General features: G+C 71.5%; 14 protein-coding genes and 2 pseudogenes. 13 read left to right on the forward strand and 3 right to left on the reverse strand.

All coding sequences use genetic code 11. From position 1 onward, the window contains the following. Window positions 1–9 precede the first annotated feature (9 nt). The 7 genes from QUE51_RS02705 to QUE51_RS02735 all read left to right on the forward strand — a co-directional run bounded on the left by QUE51_RS02705 (window position 10) and on the right by QUE51_RS02735 (window position 5,266). Window positions 10–1,032, forward strand: coding sequence for an ABC transporter substrate-binding protein (locus QUE51_RS02705; protein WP_286278082.1), 1,023 nt, complete (start codon window positions 10–12; stop codon window positions 1,030–1,032). 75 nt (window positions 1,033–1,107) lie between these two features. Beyond that, window positions 1,108–1,950, forward strand: a complete 843-nt coding sequence (locus tag QUE51_RS02710) for an ABC transporter permease (RefSeq protein WP_286278083.1) — start codon at window positions 1,108–1,110, stop codon at window positions 1,948–1,950. Beyond that, window positions 1,947–2,237 (forward strand): hypothetical protein, encoded by a 291-nt coding sequence (locus QUE51_RS02715; RefSeq protein WP_286278084.1) that lies wholly within the window; start codon window positions 1,947–1,949, stop codon window positions 2,235–2,237. Before QUE51_RS02710 ends, QUE51_RS02715 begins: the two co-directional genes overlap by 4 nt. Further along, window positions 2,192–2,791, forward strand: coding sequence for an ABC transporter permease (locus QUE51_RS02720; protein ID WP_286278085.1), 600 nt, complete (start codon window positions 2,192–2,194; stop codon window positions 2,789–2,791). Before QUE51_RS02715 ends, QUE51_RS02720 begins: the two co-directional genes overlap by 46 nt. Further along, window positions 2,788–3,621: an ABC transporter ATP-binding protein gene (locus QUE51_RS02725; protein ID WP_286278086.1), complete on the forward strand. Its 834-nt coding sequence runs from the start codon at window positions 2,788–2,790 to the stop codon at window positions 3,619–3,621. Before QUE51_RS02720 ends, QUE51_RS02725 begins: the two co-directional genes overlap by 4 nt. After that, entirely contained in the window at window positions 3,618–4,928 is a 1,311-nt protein-coding gene (locus QUE51_RS02730) for a thiamine pyrophosphate-binding protein (RefSeq protein WP_286278087.1), read from the forward strand. Before QUE51_RS02725 ends, QUE51_RS02730 begins: the two co-directional genes overlap by 4 nt. Further along, a complete protein-coding gene (locus QUE51_RS02735) occupies window positions 4,811–5,266 on the forward strand; it encodes a thiamine pyrophosphate-dependent enzyme (protein WP_286279232.1) in 456 nt (151 codons plus the stop codon). The genes QUE51_RS02730 and QUE51_RS02735 overlap by 118 nt, the downstream gene beginning before the upstream one ends. Before the next feature lie 196 nt (window positions 5,267–5,462). Here QUE51_RS02735 and QUE51_RS02740 read toward each other — a convergent pair. Then, window positions 5,463–6,955 (reverse strand): annotated as a pseudogene (locus QUE51_RS02740) (CoA-acylating methylmalonate-semialdehyde dehydrogenase). 106 nt (window positions 6,956–7,061) lie between these two features. Here QUE51_RS02740 and QUE51_RS02745 point away from each other — a divergent pair. Next, the gene (locus QUE51_RS02745; protein WP_286278088.1) at window positions 7,062–8,642 is read left to right on the forward strand and encodes a DNA recombination protein RmuC; all 1,581 of its coding nucleotides are present in this window, start codon (window positions 7,062–7,064) and stop codon (window positions 8,640–8,642) included. Between the two features lie 83 nt (window positions 8,643–8,725). Next, window positions 8,726–9,751 carry a class II fructose-bisphosphate aldolase gene (fbaA, locus tag QUE51_RS02750; protein WP_286278089.1) on the forward strand — a complete coding sequence of 342 codons (1,026 nt, stop codon included), beginning with the start codon at window positions 8,726–8,728 and terminating at the stop codon, window positions 9,749–9,751. 24 nt (window positions 9,752–9,775) lie between these two features. On the opposite strand, the gene QUE51_RS02755 is transcribed toward fbaA, so the two are convergent. Continuing rightward, window positions 9,776–10,309, reverse strand: coding sequence for a DUF6264 family protein (locus QUE51_RS02755; RefSeq protein ID WP_286278090.1), 534 nt, complete (start codon window positions 10,307–10,309; stop codon window positions 9,776–9,778). Then, window positions 10,306–11,352 carry a 4-hydroxy-3-methylbut-2-enyl diphosphate reductase gene (locus tag QUE51_RS02760; RefSeq protein ID WP_286279233.1) on the reverse strand — a complete coding sequence of 349 codons (1,047 nt, stop codon included), beginning with the start codon at window positions 11,350–11,352 and terminating at the stop codon, window positions 10,306–10,308. Before QUE51_RS02760 ends, QUE51_RS02755 begins: the two co-directional genes overlap by 4 nt. Window positions 11,353–11,444: 92 nt before the next feature. On the opposite strand from QUE51_RS02760, the gene xseA reads away from it, so the two are divergent. From xseA to QUE51_RS02780, 4 genes and pseudogenes are all read left to right on the forward strand, one after another. After that, window positions 11,445–12,758 carry an exodeoxyribonuclease VII large subunit gene (gene xseA, locus QUE51_RS02765; RefSeq protein WP_286278091.1) on the forward strand — a complete coding sequence of 438 codons (1,314 nt, stop codon included), beginning with the start codon at window positions 11,445–11,447 and terminating at the stop codon, window positions 12,756–12,758. A gap of 10 nt (window positions 12,759–12,768) precedes the next feature. Next, window positions 12,769–12,999 (forward strand): exodeoxyribonuclease VII small subunit, encoded by a 231-nt coding sequence (locus QUE51_RS02770; RefSeq protein ID WP_286278092.1) that lies wholly within the window; start codon window positions 12,769–12,771, stop codon window positions 12,997–12,999. Continuing rightward, window positions 12,996–13,637, forward strand: a complete 642-nt coding sequence (locus tag QUE51_RS02775; protein WP_286278093.1) for a DUF4245 domain-containing protein — start codon at window positions 12,996–12,998, stop codon at window positions 13,635–13,637. The genes QUE51_RS02770 and QUE51_RS02775 overlap by 4 nt, the downstream gene beginning before the upstream one ends. Then, a pseudogene (locus tag QUE51_RS02780) lies at window positions 13,630–14,300 on the forward strand (carbonic anhydrase). Before QUE51_RS02775 ends, QUE51_RS02780 begins: the two are co-directional and overlap by 8 nt. Window positions 14,301–14,339: the final 39 nt, after the last annotated feature.

A 14,339-nucleotide genomic window follows, 5' to 3' on the forward strand; every position in this document is an offset into this window, starting at 1 on the left:
AGGAGAGCAATGACGTTCCCCCGGAAGTCCGTCGCGGCCGTCGCCGCCGCACTCGCCATCACCGGCCTTCTCGCCGGCTGCTCTGGCTCATCCCCGAGTCCCCAGTCCAGCTCAGGCGGAGGGTCCGACAGCGACTCCGGCCCCAGCAAGGACAACCCGGTCGCCATCACGGTCGGCACCCTGCCCGCCGGGGACTACGCCCCGCTGTACATCGCGCAGCAGGAGGGGTACTTCGAGGACGAGGGGCTCGACGTCACGATCGAGACCATCGCCGGCGGCGCCGTGGGCGTGACCCAGCTGGTGTCGGGCGAGCTGCAGTTCACGTCCGCGACCTGGGCGAACGTCCTCGCGGCGGTCTCGCAGGGACTCGAGCTGCAGGTCGTGCGCGAGGGCACCAACGCCGGCAAGGAGGGCATCAACGGCGTCATCGTCGCCGAGGACTCGGGCATCAACTCGCCGAAGGACCTCAAGGGCAAGACGCTGTCGGTCAACACCCTGCAGTCGGCCACCGAGGTCCAGCTCCGCGACTGCCTCGCGACCGCCGGGCTGAAGCCGGGCGACTACGAGCTCGTCGAGGTGCCGTTCCCCGAGGTGGGGGCCGCGGTCAGCCAGGGCCGGATCGCCGGCGGACTCGTGCCGGAGCCGTTCATCACGATCGGCAAGTCGCAGGGGCTGAAGAGCATCATGTCGCCCTCGACCTGCAACGACCGCCAGTCCAAGAGCCCGCTGATCACCTGGAACACCGCGACCGCGTACGCCCAGGAGAACCCCGGGGTGGTCGCGGCATTCGTCCGCGCCATGGACAAGGCGACCCAGATGGCGATCGACGACCCGGACTCGGTCCGTGAGATCCTGCCGACGTTCACGACCCTGACCCCGGAGCTCGCCAAGGCGATCACCCTGCCGAACTTCGTGGAGGACGGCACGCCGAACCTCAAGGGCGCGAAGCTGACGATGGACCTCATGGTCGAGTACAAGCTCCTCGACAAGCCGCTCGACGATCTCTCGAAGTACGCCTGGAAGGGCGAATAGCCTCGGTGCGGGGGCCCGACACGGCCCCCGCACCCCGCTGTCCGCACCCGGAACCACCGAAAGGGGTCGACGACGATGACGTCCCTGACCACCCGGATCCCGCGCGCGCCGCGTCGCGCCGGCGCCGGGTCGAGCCGCCGCTCGGCGGTCGTGCGAGGAGCCCTGGGCTTCCTCGCACTCTTCGCGGTGGCGGAGGTGATCTCCCGCTCCGGCATCGTCAAGGAGGCGTTCCTGCCGCCGGCGTCCGTCGTGCTGATGCGCGTCGGGCAGCTGCTGGTCGACCCGGAGTTCCTCGGCCAGGTCCTCGCGACGCTCGAGGCCTGGGCCATCGGGCTCGGGATCTGCATCGTCGTGTCCGTCACGATCGGCGTGCTGCTCGGCTCCTCCCGGGCCGCCTACTCCGGCAGCCGTGCCGTCATCGAGTTCCTGCGCCCGATCCCCTCGGTCGCCCTCATCCCCGTCGCGATGCTCGTGCTCGGCAACGACGCCGAGATGAAGATCGCGCTCATCGTCTTCTCGACCTCCTGGCCGGTGCTGTTCAACACCATCTACGGCATGCACGACGTCGACCCCATCGCGAAGCTCACGGCGAAGAGCTTCGGGCGGGGCCGCCTGTCGACGCTGCTCACCGTGTCGCTGCCGAGCGCGGCGCCCTTCATCTTCACCGGCATCCGCATCGCCGCGTCCGTGGCGCTCATCGTCGCGATCAGCGCCGAGCTGCTCGCCGGCGCCTCGGACGGACTCGGGCGCTGGATGCTCGACGCGGGCGCGACCGGCAACCGTCCCGACCTCGTGTACGCGGCCACGATCATCGCCGGCCTCATCGGCCTCGCCATCAACTTCGTGCTCGTGCTCGTCGAGCGCCGGTTCCTCTCCTGGCAGCCCGCGCTCCGCCAGACCGACAAGGGGACAGCATGACCGCCGCCGCGACCGGGGTCCGCGTCGCACGCCGGCCCCGGAGGGACTCGCGCCGCCTGCGCGACTTCGCCATCCGCTGGGGTGCGCTGCTCGGCCTCGCGGTGGTCTGGGAGATCGCCGCCCAGCTCGCGCACTCGCTCTTCTTCCCGCCGCTGTCGCGCATCCTCGAGCGCTTCGTCCAGCTGTGGCTGTCCGGGCCCCCTCGTCCCTCTTCCTCACCGAGGCGGTCGGGCAGAACATCGTGCCGAGCCTCGCCCGGATGCTCGGCGGCTGGACGGTCGCCGTGATCCTCGGAGTGCTGCTCGGGGTCGCGATCGGGCGCAGCCGCAGGTTCGGCGACTACGTGGAGCCGATCGTCCACTTCGTGCGCGCGATCCCGCCTCCGGCGCTCATCCCGATCTTCCTCATCCTGCTCGGCTTCGGGACCGAGATGCGGGTGTCCCTCATCACGTTCGCGGTGATCTGGCCGGTGCTGCTCAACACGATCGACGGCGTGCGCTCGGTGGAGTCGCTCCACCTCGACACCGCGAAGGTCTTCGAGTTCGACCGCCGCAAGGTGTTCTTCGGCATCGTCCTCCCGAGCGCCGCCCCCAAGATCTTCGCTGGCATGCGCGTGAGCCTGTCGGTCGCGATCATCATCATGGTGATCTCCGAGATGGTGGGCCTGCCCGACGGGATCGGCAACGTCATCCTCGGCGCCCAGCGCACCTACCGGATGGCCGACATGTGGGCGGGCATCCTGCTCCTCGGCATCCTCGGCTACGTCCTCAACGCGCTCCTCGCCCTGGTGGAGACGCGGATCACGAGATGGCATCGGGGCGCGCGAGAGGGAGTGTCATGAGCGTCACCACGACGGGGACCGATCTGCTGACGATCGAGGGTCTCGGGCACGTCTACGAGGGGCGGCAGCGCCACGAGGCGATCGGGCGGCTCGACTTCACGGTGCCCGAGGGCGCCTTCGTGTCGATCGTCGGGCCGTCCGGCTGCGGCAAGACGACCATGCTGCGCTGCCTGTCCGGCCTCATGAAGCCGACCCGCGGCACGGTGTACCTCGGTGGCGAGCCGGTCACCGACGTGCCCCGGGACCTCGCGCTCGTCTTCCAGGACTACAGCCGCTCGCTGTTCCCCTGGCGCACCGTGGCCGGCAACATCGGCTTCGTCCTGCCCCGCGGCCTCCCGAAGGAGGAGCGGGCCGAGCGCATCCGGGAGAGCCTCGACGCGGTCGGGCTGAGCGGGGCCGCCGACAAGTACCCGTGGCAGCTCTCCGGCGGCATGCAGCAGCGCGTCGCCATCGCGCGGGCACTGGCCTACCGGCCGAAGATCCTCCTCATGGACGAGCCGTTCGCCTCGGTCGACGCCCAGACCCGGGCGGAGCTCGAGGACCTCATGCTCGACGTCCGCCGGCGGTTCGACATGACGATCCTCTTCGTCACCCACGACATCGACGAGAGCGTCTACCTCGCCGACCGCGTGCTCGTGCTGTCCAAGTCCCCCTCGACGATCGTGACGACCATGGAGGTCGACCTCCCCTCGCCCCGCGACCAGGTGGCGACCCGGGCATCGGAGCACTTCGTGCAACTGCGCACCGAGATCGCCGAGATGATCAGGGACCAGTCGACGCGCAGGACGGCGTCGGGGGCCGGGGCAGCGGCGGCAGACACCGCGCCGTGATCGTCGCCGACACGGTCGCCGAGACGCTGGTGCGCCTCGGCGTCACGGACGTGTTCGGACTCGTGGGCAGCAGCAACTTCCTGCTCACCAACGCCCTCGTCGGCCGCGGGGCGCGCTTCGTGTCGAGTCGGCACGAGGCCGGTGCGGTCGCGATGGCGGACGGTTTCGTCCGGGCGACCGATCGCCTGCCGGTGGTCTCGCTGCACCACGGCAACGGCCTCACGAACGCCGTGACGGGGATCGTGGAGGCGGTGAAGAGCCGCACGCCGATGCTCGTGCTGGTTCCGGAGGCGCGCGCGTCCGGGCCCGACCTCTCCTTCTACCTCGACCAGACGGCGCTGGTCCGGGCGCTCGGCGCCGAGCTGCACGCGGTGACCTCCCCTCGCAACGCCGCCCGCGAGACCGCCCGGGCATACCGGCGGGCGGCGCTCGACGGAGCGACCGTGGTGCTGAACCTCCCGCTCGAGGTGCTCGACGCGACCGCCGAGGAGACGGCGCCGCGACCGCTGCCTGCCCCCACTCCCGCCGCTCCCTCCGCGGACGCGGTCGAGCAGCTGGCCGCGCTGCTGGCCGCCGCTCGCCGCCCGGTCCTCCTCGCCGGTCGAGGCGCACGCGCGGCCGGGCCGGCGCTCCGCGAGCTCGGCGCCGCCACGGGGGCCCTGCTCGCGACGAGCGTGGCCGCTCGCGGCCTCTTCGCGGGCGACGCCTTCGACCTCGACGTCTCCGGCGGCTTCTCGACCCCGGAGACCGCGCGCCTGCTCGCGGACGCCGACCTCATCGTCGCGTGGGGAGCGAGCCTCAACGTCTGGACCTCCCGCGGCGGAGCCGTCTTCGGCGAGGACGCGACGCTCGTGCAGATCGACCGCGACCGCGAGGCCCTGGGGCGCCAGGCCCGCGTCGACCTCGGGATCTGCGCCGACGTCGCAGAGACGGTGCGCGCGGTCGCCGAGCGCATTCCCCGCGACGGGCAGACGCGGTACCGCACGGCTGAGGTCGCGGCGAGGATCGGGGCCGGCGCCCACTGGAAGGACCTCCCCTACGAGGACGAGGGCGGCGACGGCCGGATCGACCCGCGCACGCTCAGCCTGCGCCTCGGCGAGCTCCTCCCCGCGAGCGCGTCATCTGCACCGACATCGGCAACCACTCGTCCTACCCGATGCTGTTCCTCGACGTGCCGGACGCCGCCGGCCTGTGCGCACCGATCGGCTTCGTGTCGATGGGGCTCGGACTGGGGACCGCGATCGGCGCCGCGGTCGGCCGTCCCGACCGGCAGGTGGTCGCGTGCGTGGGCGACGGCGGCATCCTGATGAGCGCCGCAGAGCTCGAGACCGTGGTACGCGAGCGGCTCCCCCTGCTCGTGGTGGTGTACGACGACCACGCCTACGGCGCCGAGTCGCTCCAGTTCGGGCCCGACGGGCATCCGCTCGACACCGTCGTCTTCCCCGACGCGGACCTCGCCGCCGCCGCCCGGGGCTTCGGCTGGGACGCGATCACCGTCCGGGCACCCGAGGACCTCGACCCGATCGCCGACTGGCTCGCCGGTCCCCGCTCGCGGCCGATGCTCGTCGACGCGAAGATCGCGTCGTTCCCGTCCTTCGTGATGGCGCACCTCGCCGGCATGTGGGGCCACGCAGCCGCGCACTGACGCGACCGCCGCTCCCCTACGCCCGCTCCCCCTACGCCCTCTCCCCGCGACGCCCTCTCCCTCAGCAGGCAGAATCGCGCTCAGCAGGCAGAATCCGGCCGTTTCCGCCTGCTGAAGCCGAAAATGCCTGCTGAGCGAGGGAAGGGAAGGCGCGGTGCCCAGCAGGTAAGGCGCGGCGCCCGGCCCGGGGCCCGTCTCAGTGGGTGGTCTGCGGGAAGCCCAGGTTGATGCCGCCGTGGCTCGGGTCGAGCCAGCGGGAGGTGATGGCCTTCTGCCGCGTGAAGAAGTGGAACGCGTCCGGGCCGTACGCCTTCGTGTCGCCGAACAGCGAGTTCTTCCAGCCGCCGAACGAGTAGTACGAGACGGGCACCGGGATCGGCACGTTGATGCCGATCATGCCCACCTCCACCTCGTTCTGGAAGCGGCGTGCCGCTCCCCGTCGTTGGTGAAGATCGCGGTGCCGTTGCCGTACTCGGAGGAGTTGATGAGCTCGACGCCCTCCTCGTAGCTGGCGACGCGGACGATGGACAGCACGGGCCCGAAGATCTCGTCGGTGTAGACGCGCGATGTGACGGGCACCTTGTCGATGAGGGTGGGGCCGAACCAGAAGCCGTCCGCCTCCCCGTCCACCTCGATGCCGCGGCCGTCGACGACGACCTCGGCGCCGTCCTGCACAGCGAGGTCGACGTAGGACGCCACCTTGTCCCGGTGCTCCCCGGTGATGAGCGGGCCCATGTCGCACGACTTCCGGCCGTCGCCCACCTTCAGCGTGGCCATCCGCTCGGTGATCTTCGCGATCAGGTCGTCGGCGACCGGCTCGACCGCCACGACGACGGAGATGGCCATGCACCGCTCGCCCGCGGAGCCGAAGCCGGCGTTGACCGCGGCGTCGGCCGTGAGGTCGAGGTCGGCGTCCGGCAGCACCAGCATGTGGTTCTTCGCACCGCCGAGCGCCTGCACGCGCTTGCCGTGCTGGGCGGCCGTCTCGTAGATGTACTTGGCGATCGGCGTCGAGCCGACGAAGGAGATGCTCTTCACGTCGGGGTGGGTGAGGAGGCCGTCCACGGCCTGCTTGTCGCCGTGCAGCACGTTGAACGCGCCGTCGGGCAGCCCCGCCTCCTTCAGGAGCGCGGCCATCCAGTTGGCGGCCGACGGGTCCTTCTCGCTCGGCTTCAGCACGACCGTGTTGCCCGCGGCCAGCGCGATCGGGAAGAACCACATCGGCACCATGGCCGGGAAGTTGAACGGCGAGATGATGCCGACCACGCCGAGCGGCTGGCGCAGCGAGTAGACGTCGACGCCGGTCGAGGCGTTCTCGGTGAACTCGCCCTTGAGCAGGTGCGGGAAGCCGGTCGCGAACTCGACGACCTCGAGGCCGCGCGCGATCTCCCCGGCGGCGTCGGTGAGCACCTTGCCGTGCTCGGAGGTGAGGATCTCGGCGAGTTCGCCCTTCCGGGCGTTGAGCAGCTCGCGGAAGGCGAAGAGCACCTGCGACCGGCGTGCGAGGGAGGTGTCCCGCCAGGCCGGGTACGCGGCCTTCGCCGCGGCGACGGCCGCCTCGATCTCGGCCTCGCCCGCGAGGGCCACCTCGTGCTGCTGGACGCCGCGCGCCGGGTCGAACACGGGACCGGTCCGCTCCGTCCCGTTGGGGTGCGCCTTGCCGCCGATCCAGTGCTCGATGAGGGTCATGCCGACACTCTATTGCGGACTCCGGGGAGCGCCAGATGACTTCCGGAAGCCTGACAGCGGGCGCGTCCTGCCGCCGATGTCGGACCCCGCGAGGACACTGTGCGCCATGGACCTCGCCCTCTTCCTGCTCCTCGGCCTCGTCGTCGGGCTCGTGCTCGGAATCGCCCTCGGCGCGCTCCTCGCGAAGCGCCGCAGCCGCGCTGTGCAGCCGGCGGAGGACCCGGCCCTGATCGACGCCCGGCACCAGGCCGCGCTGCTCCAGGTGCGCGCCGAGGAGGCCGCCGCCAAGGGCGAGCTCGAGCGCGAGCTGGCCTCCATCTCCGCCACCGCCGAGGGCCTCCGTGCACAGGTGGCGGCTCACGAGCTGCGCTTCCGCGACCTCATGGAGCGGCAGGCGTCCGAGCAGTCGGCGCAGAAGCAGCGGGACGCCGTGGAGAGCAAGGTCCTCCAGGCGCTCAGCCCGGTGCAGGAGACCCTGCGCGTGATGCAGACGAAGGTGACGGATCTGGAGGCGCAGCGCTCCCAGCAGTACGGGGCGATCGCCGAGCAGCTGAGCCAGACCCGCACGACGAACGAGCAGATCCGCGCGACCGCCGAGTCCCTGGCCTCCGCCCTCCGCAACAACAGCACGCGCGGGGTCTGGGGCGAGACGCAGCTGCGCAACGTGGTCGAGGCCGCCGGCCTCACCAACCGCGTCGACTTCTCCCTGCAGACCACCATCGCGGGCGAGAGCGGCGCCGGTCGTCCCGACCTCGTCGTGCGCCTGCCCGGCGGCAAGTCCATCGCGGTGGACTCCAAGGTGCCCTACTCGAAGTACCTCGACGCGAGCGCCATCCCGGCCACCGCCACCGGCGACGACGAGGTGCGCCGCCGCGTGCTGCTCGCCGACCACGCCAAGCAGGTGAAGGGGCACATCGACGCCCTCGCCGGCAAGGCGTACTGGACCGGTCTCGACGCGAGTCCCGAGTTCACCATCGCGTTCATCCCGAGCGAGTCGCTGCTGGCCGCAGCGCTGGAACAGGATCCGGCGCTGCTCGAGTACGCCTTCAACAAGCGCGTGCCGCTCGCGTCGCCGGTCAGCCTCTGGGCCGTGCTGAAGACCGTCGCGTTCACGTGGCAGCAGGACGTGCTCACCGAGGACGCCAAGAAGCTCTTCGACCTCGGCAAGACCCTCTACCAGCGCCTCGCCACGCTCAGCGAGCACGCGGAGGGGCTGCGGCGCTCGCTCGAGCGCACCGTCGACAGCTACAACAAGTTCGCGAGCTCGCTCGAGGGCCGCGTCCTCGTCACTGCCCGCCAGCTCGAGAAGCTCGACGAGTCCAAGGTGATCCCCACGCCCCGGCACATCGACGCGACCACGAAGAAGCTCACCGCGCTGGAGTTCACCTCCGAGCCGCTGACGGACGACGCGCTCGAGGCGGAGATCCTCGACGCCGACGTCGTCGAGGCCGACATCGTCGCGGCCTCTGCCGCGGAGAAGCCGGCCGGGATCGCCGACGCGGCGGACGAGTCGCGCGAGGGAGAGGAGACGGCGCCCGCATATCCCCCGCTGTCCGGCCGCACCCCTGCGACCGACAACGCGCTGCTCGCGGTCATCGAGCACGAGCTCGAGGCAATCGCCGATCACGAGCCGGAGCTGATGGACCCGTCGGGCGTTCCGGCCCACCGGGCGCGGCACACCGCCTGACCGCGGAGAGGTCCGGGTCGCCCCGGGAGGCGTGCTGGCGCGCTCGCTAGAGTTGGGCTGACACCCCCAGCAAGGAGACGCCGATGCCGATCGCCACCCCGGACCAGTACGCCGAGATGCTCGACCGGGCGAAGAACGAGGGGTTCGCCTACCCGGCGGTCAACGTCTCGTCCTCGTCCACGATCAACGCGGTCCTGCAGGGGCTCACCGAGGCGGGCTCGGACGGCATCATCCAGGTCACGACGGGCGGCGCCGACTACTTCGCCGGCCAGAGCGTCAAGAACCGCGCCTCCGGCGCCCTCGCCTTCGCGGCGTTCGCGACCGAGGTCGCCAAGAACTACCCGATCACCGTCGCGCTGCACACGGACCACTGCCCGAAGGATGCCCTCGACGGCTTCGTGCTGCCGCTGATCGCCGCGTCCGAGGACGAGGTCCGCGCCGGCCGCAACCCGATCTTCCAGTCGCACATGTGGGACGGCTCGGCGGTGCCGCTCGACGAGAACCTCTCGATCGCGGGCGACCTCCTCGCCCGCACGAAGGCCATCTCGGCGATCCTCGAGATCGAGATCGGCGTCGTCGGTGGCGAGGAGGACGGCGTCGCGAACGAGATCAACGAGCACCTCTACACGACTCTCGAGGACGCCGAGAAGACGGTCGACGCCCTGGGGTTCGGCGAGAACGGCCGGTACATGGCCGCCCTCACCTTCGGCAACGTGCACGGCGTCTACAAGCCGGGCAACGTCCGGCTGCGCCCGGAGCTGCTCGGCCAGATCCAGGCCGGCCTCGCCGAGAAGTACGGCCACGGCTCCAAGCCGCTCGACCTCGTCTTCCACGGCGGGTCGGGGTCGAGCCAGGACGAGATCACCGAGGCCGTGAGCAACGGCGTGATCAAGATGAACATCGACACGGACACTCAGTACGCGTTCACGCGCTCGATCGCCGACACCATGTTCAAGAACTACGACGGCGTCCTCAAGGTGGACGGCGAGGTCGGCAGCAAGAAGATCTACGACCCGCGCGCCTGGGGCAAGATCGCCGAGTCGGCCATGGCGAAGCGCGTGGTCGAGGCGACCCGCGAGCTCGGCTCGTACGGCAAGTCCGCGAGCTGACGCCCGCAGGCTCCGCGATTGCGGCTACGGCGCGGAAGTTGCCGCGGGAGCCCCGCCGTCAAGGTAGGCGGGCAGGGCAGGGTCGCCGAGCATCGCGGCGACGACGAGCACGCCCGTCACGACGAAGAGCGTCGCGCCTGCCGCGAGCGGCACCCAGAACGCGAGGCGGCCGGCGCGCAGCCGGCGGACCGCGAGCAGGATCGCGGCGATCAGCAGCAGGACGCCCACGACGTTGATGACGACGCCGATCGCGGCCGCGAGCGCGTCGGAGGTGTAGGTCCCGAAGCCCTGCGCCCGGTACTGCTCGTCGAGCACGCGGGGCAGGGCGAGCATGGTCGGGATGCCGGTGAGCACGTTGAGAGTGCCGAGTCCGAGCAGGACGCCGGTGAGGAGGCGGTCCCACACGCGCGTCCCTGCGGCCGGGGCCGCGGCGTTCGCGCGCGGCGCCGGGACCGCGGCGGCCGGCTCCGCGACGACGGGCGGTACCGGCGGCTGCTCGGGAACGGGTCCGTACTCGCCGTAGCGGGGTGCGGGACCGGAGGTGGGACGATCGCTCACTGCTGCTCACCGGCGCGGGCGCGGCCGCCGAGCGCCCGGGCGTCCTGCCGGCCGGCGACGTCGCGGCGCAGCTCCTTGGGCAGGGAGAAGATGAGGTCCTCTTCGGCGGTCTTCACCTGCTGCACGTCCCCGTAGCCCGCGTCGGCGAGGTCGTCGAGCAGCTCCTGCACGAGCTCCTCGGGCACGGAGGCGCCGCTCGTCACGCCCACGGTCTGCACGCCGTCGAGCCACTCCTGGCGGACCTCGCTCGCGTAGTCCACCCGGTAGGCCGCCTTGGCGCCGTGCTCCAGAGCGACCTCCACGAGGCGCACCGAGTTGGAGGAGTTCGCCGAGCCGACCACGATCACCAGGTCGGAGTCGCGCGCGACCTTCTTGATCGCCACCTGCCGGTTCTGCGTTGCGTAGCAGATGTCGTCGCTGGGCGGATCCTGCAGGTTCGGGAAGCGCTCACGCAGCCGGCGGACCGTCTCCATCGTCTCGTCGACCGAGAGCGTCGTCTGGGACAGCCACACGACCTTGTCCGGGTCCTTGACCGTGATGTTCGGCACGTCCTCGGGCGAGTTGACGAGCGTGATGTGGTCCGGCGCCTCCCCTGCGGTGCCCTCGACCTCCTCATGGCCGGCGTGGCCGATGAGCAGGATCTCGAAGTCGTCGCGGGAGAAGCGGACGGCCTCGCGGTGCACCTTGGTCACGAGCGGACACGTCGCGTCGATGGCGTGCAGGCCGCGGAGCGCGGCGGACTGCACGACGGCCGGCGACACTCCGTGGGCGCTGAACACGACGGTCGCCCCCTCCGGGACCTCGTCGACCTCGTCGACGAAGACGGCGCCCTTCTTCTCGAGCTCGGACACCACGTGGATGTTGTGGACGATCTGCTTGCGCACGTAGACGGGTGAGCCATAGTGCTCGAGCGCCTTCTCCACGGCGATCACCGCGCGGTCGACGCCCGCGCAGTATCCGCGGGGAGCGGCGAGGAGCACGCGCTTGGTCCCGGCGACAGGGGTATCGGTTAGCCTGTTCCGCGCCCGGGGGATCCGGGGCATGCCGAGGCCGATGGTCGCGTTGCTCACCCCGGAATTGTAGTTGCCGCTGCGTGCGGGGCCGCTGAAAGCGGCCATCGCGCAGGCGCCCGCGGATGACGAGCACGGAACGGAAGGGGGAGCCGATGAGCGAGAGCCGCGCCACCGTCGACGCCCCCTGGCCGGTCGCGCTGCTCGCCGGCAAGCTCCGGGACTACATCGACCGCCTCGGCACCGTGTGGGTCGAGGGCGAGATCACCCAGTGGAGCGTCTCGGGTGGGACCGTCTACGGCAAGCTCAAGGATCTCGAGCAGGACGCGACGATCGGCTTCTCGGTCTGGTCGTCCGTCCGGGCGCGGATCCCCAACGACCTCAAGCAGGGCGACCGCGTGATCGTGCTGCTGAAGCCGAACTTCTGGGTCAAGGGCGGCACCCTCACCATGCAGGTGTACGAGATCCGCCACGTCGGCCTCGGCGACCTGCTGGAGCGGCTGGAGCGGCTCCGGGCCCAGCTCGCCGCCGAGGGGCTCTTCTCCCGGGAGCACAAGCGGAGACTGCCGTTCCTCCCCGCCAGGATCGGGCTCGTCACGGGCAAGGACTCGGACGCCGAGAAGGATGTGCTCCGCAACGCCCAGCTGCGCTGGCCGGCTGTGCAGTTCCGGATCGCCTACGCGTCGGTGCAGGGCGATCGGGCCGCGGCCGAGGTGACCGGTGCGATCCGCCGGCTTGACGCCGACCCCGAGGTCGACGTCATCATCGTCGCCCGCGGCGGCGGCGACTTCCAGAATCTCCTGCCCTTCAGCGACGAGAAGCTGATCCGGGCTGTCGCCGCGATCACGACGCCGCTCGTCAGCGCGATCGGGCACGAGGCCGACCGCCCGCTCCTCGACGAGGTCGCCGACCTCCGCGCCTCGACGCCCACCGACGCCGCGAAGCGGGTCGTGCCGGATGTGACCGAGGAGCTCGCCCGGATCGAGCAGGCGCGCGCCCGCATCCGCAGCCGGGTCACCCACACCGTCGCCATCGAGGTGGACCGGATCACCGCGCTCCGCAGCCGGCCGTCGCTCGCGACGCCGACCTGGATGGTGGACCGCCGCGCGGACGAGCTCAGCCGCTACGTCGCCCGCGGCGGCGAGCTGCTCCACCGCGTGCTCGAGCGAGCCTCGACGACGACGGCGCAGCTGCGCGGCAGGCTCCGGGCGCTGTCCCCCGAGAGCACGCTCGCGCGCGGCTACGCCATCGCACAGCTCGAGGACGGCCGGGTCCTCCGCAGCACGGAGGAGGCGCCGGCGGGCGCCGCCCTGCGCCTCCGCCTCCCCGACGGTTCCCTCGGCGCCGTCAGCACCGGCTCGCTCGGCGCCGCCCTCCCCAGGCCCGGGGAGACCGTGACCGCCGGCGCCCCCGGCGGACCCGTCGGCGGGTCCGAATAGACTGGTGGCCATGCCCGAACAGGCCCTCCCCGTCGCCGAGCTCAGCTACGAGCAGGCGCGCGACGAGCTGATCCGCGTGGTCGGCGAGCTCGAGCAGGGCGCCGAGACGCTGGAGCGGTCGCTCCAGCTGTGGGAGCGTGGCGAGGAGCTCGCCCGCCGCTGCGAGGAGTGGCTGCTCGACGCCCGTGCCCGGCTGGACGCCGCGCGAAACGCGTCGCCCTCCGCGCAGCCCCGGCCATGAGCCGCCAGCGCCAGCCGGCCATCGTCGCCGAGCTCGGGCGCCCCGAGACGCCGGAGGAGACGCTCGCCCGGAAGGCCGAGGCCAGCAGGAAGCGCCGGTCCCGGCAGACGATCACGAACCTCTGGCTGTCGCTGATCGCCTCTCTCGGCGTGGTCCTCGTGCTCGTGCTGATCGTGCCGCGAGGCGACCAGCAGTTCGCGCCCGACGTGGACTACCGCCAGGTCGCGCAGGAGGCCCAGGGCGCGGTGGACGCTCCCCTCGTCGTGCCGGAACTCGGCTCCGGCTGGCGCTCGAACTCGGCCGAGCTCCGGACGAGCGCCGCCGACAAGATCGTCACCTGGTACATCGGGTTCCTGACGCCGGCGAAGGACTACCTGGGCTTCAGTCAGGGCGTCGACGCGAACCCGACGTGGCTGTCGACGCTCCTCCAGAAGTCCCGCGCCGACTCGACGACCCGCATCGGCGGCCGCGAGTGGACCGTCTACGACAACCGGGAGACCGGCGGGCACGGCAACGTCGAGTACGCCCTCTCCACCGAGACGGCGGACGGCATCTACGCGGTCTACGGCACGGCCGACCCGGCCGAGGCCGAGCAGCTGGCGGCAGCAGTGGGAAAGGACCTGGACGCGAATGAGTGAACAGCGCACGCCGGCATCGGCGTGGGAGGAGCTGGTGCGCGGCAACGAGCGCTTCGTGCGGGGCGAGCCCCAGCACCCCCGGCAGGACGTCGAGCGGCGTGAGCAGCTCGCGCACGTGCAGAACCCCTCGCCGCGCTCTTCGGCTGCAGCGATTCGCGCCTCGCGGCCGAGATCATCTTCGACACCGGCCTCGGCGACCTGTTCGTGGTGCGCAACGCCGGCCAGGTCATCTCCAACTCGTCGGTGGCGTCGCTCGAGTACGCGGTCGCGGTGCTCGAGGTGCCGCTCATCGTCGTCCTCGCGCACGACGAGTGCGGTGCGGTCCGAGCGGCCATCGACTCGCAGGGCGGCGAGGCGCCGCGGCTGCCCGCACTCATCCGCAACCATGTGGCCGGCATCATCCCGGCCGTGCGGGAGGTAGGCGTCGCGGCCGAGGACGGCACCATCGATCCGGAGCGCACCGATGCCGCCGAGGTCGGCCGCCGCCATCTGCGCAACACCGTCGCCGAGCTCATGACCCGGTCGGAGCTCATCGCCCAGGCGATCGCCGACGGTAGCCTTGCTCTGGTCGGCGCGCACTACCGGCTGGCCGAGGGCCGGGCCGGCTTCGATCTCGTGATCGGCGACGTCGGGCGTCCGCAGGCCGGCGTCTCCGCCGCCTGACGCAGCTTTCCCGTCCAGACAGAGCCAGACCGACCAGCA

This window comes from Naasia aerilata (assembly GCF_030296595.1).
GTDB classification, from domain to species: Bacteria; Actinomycetota; Actinomycetes; order Actinomycetales; family Microbacteriaceae; genus Naasia; species Naasia aerilata.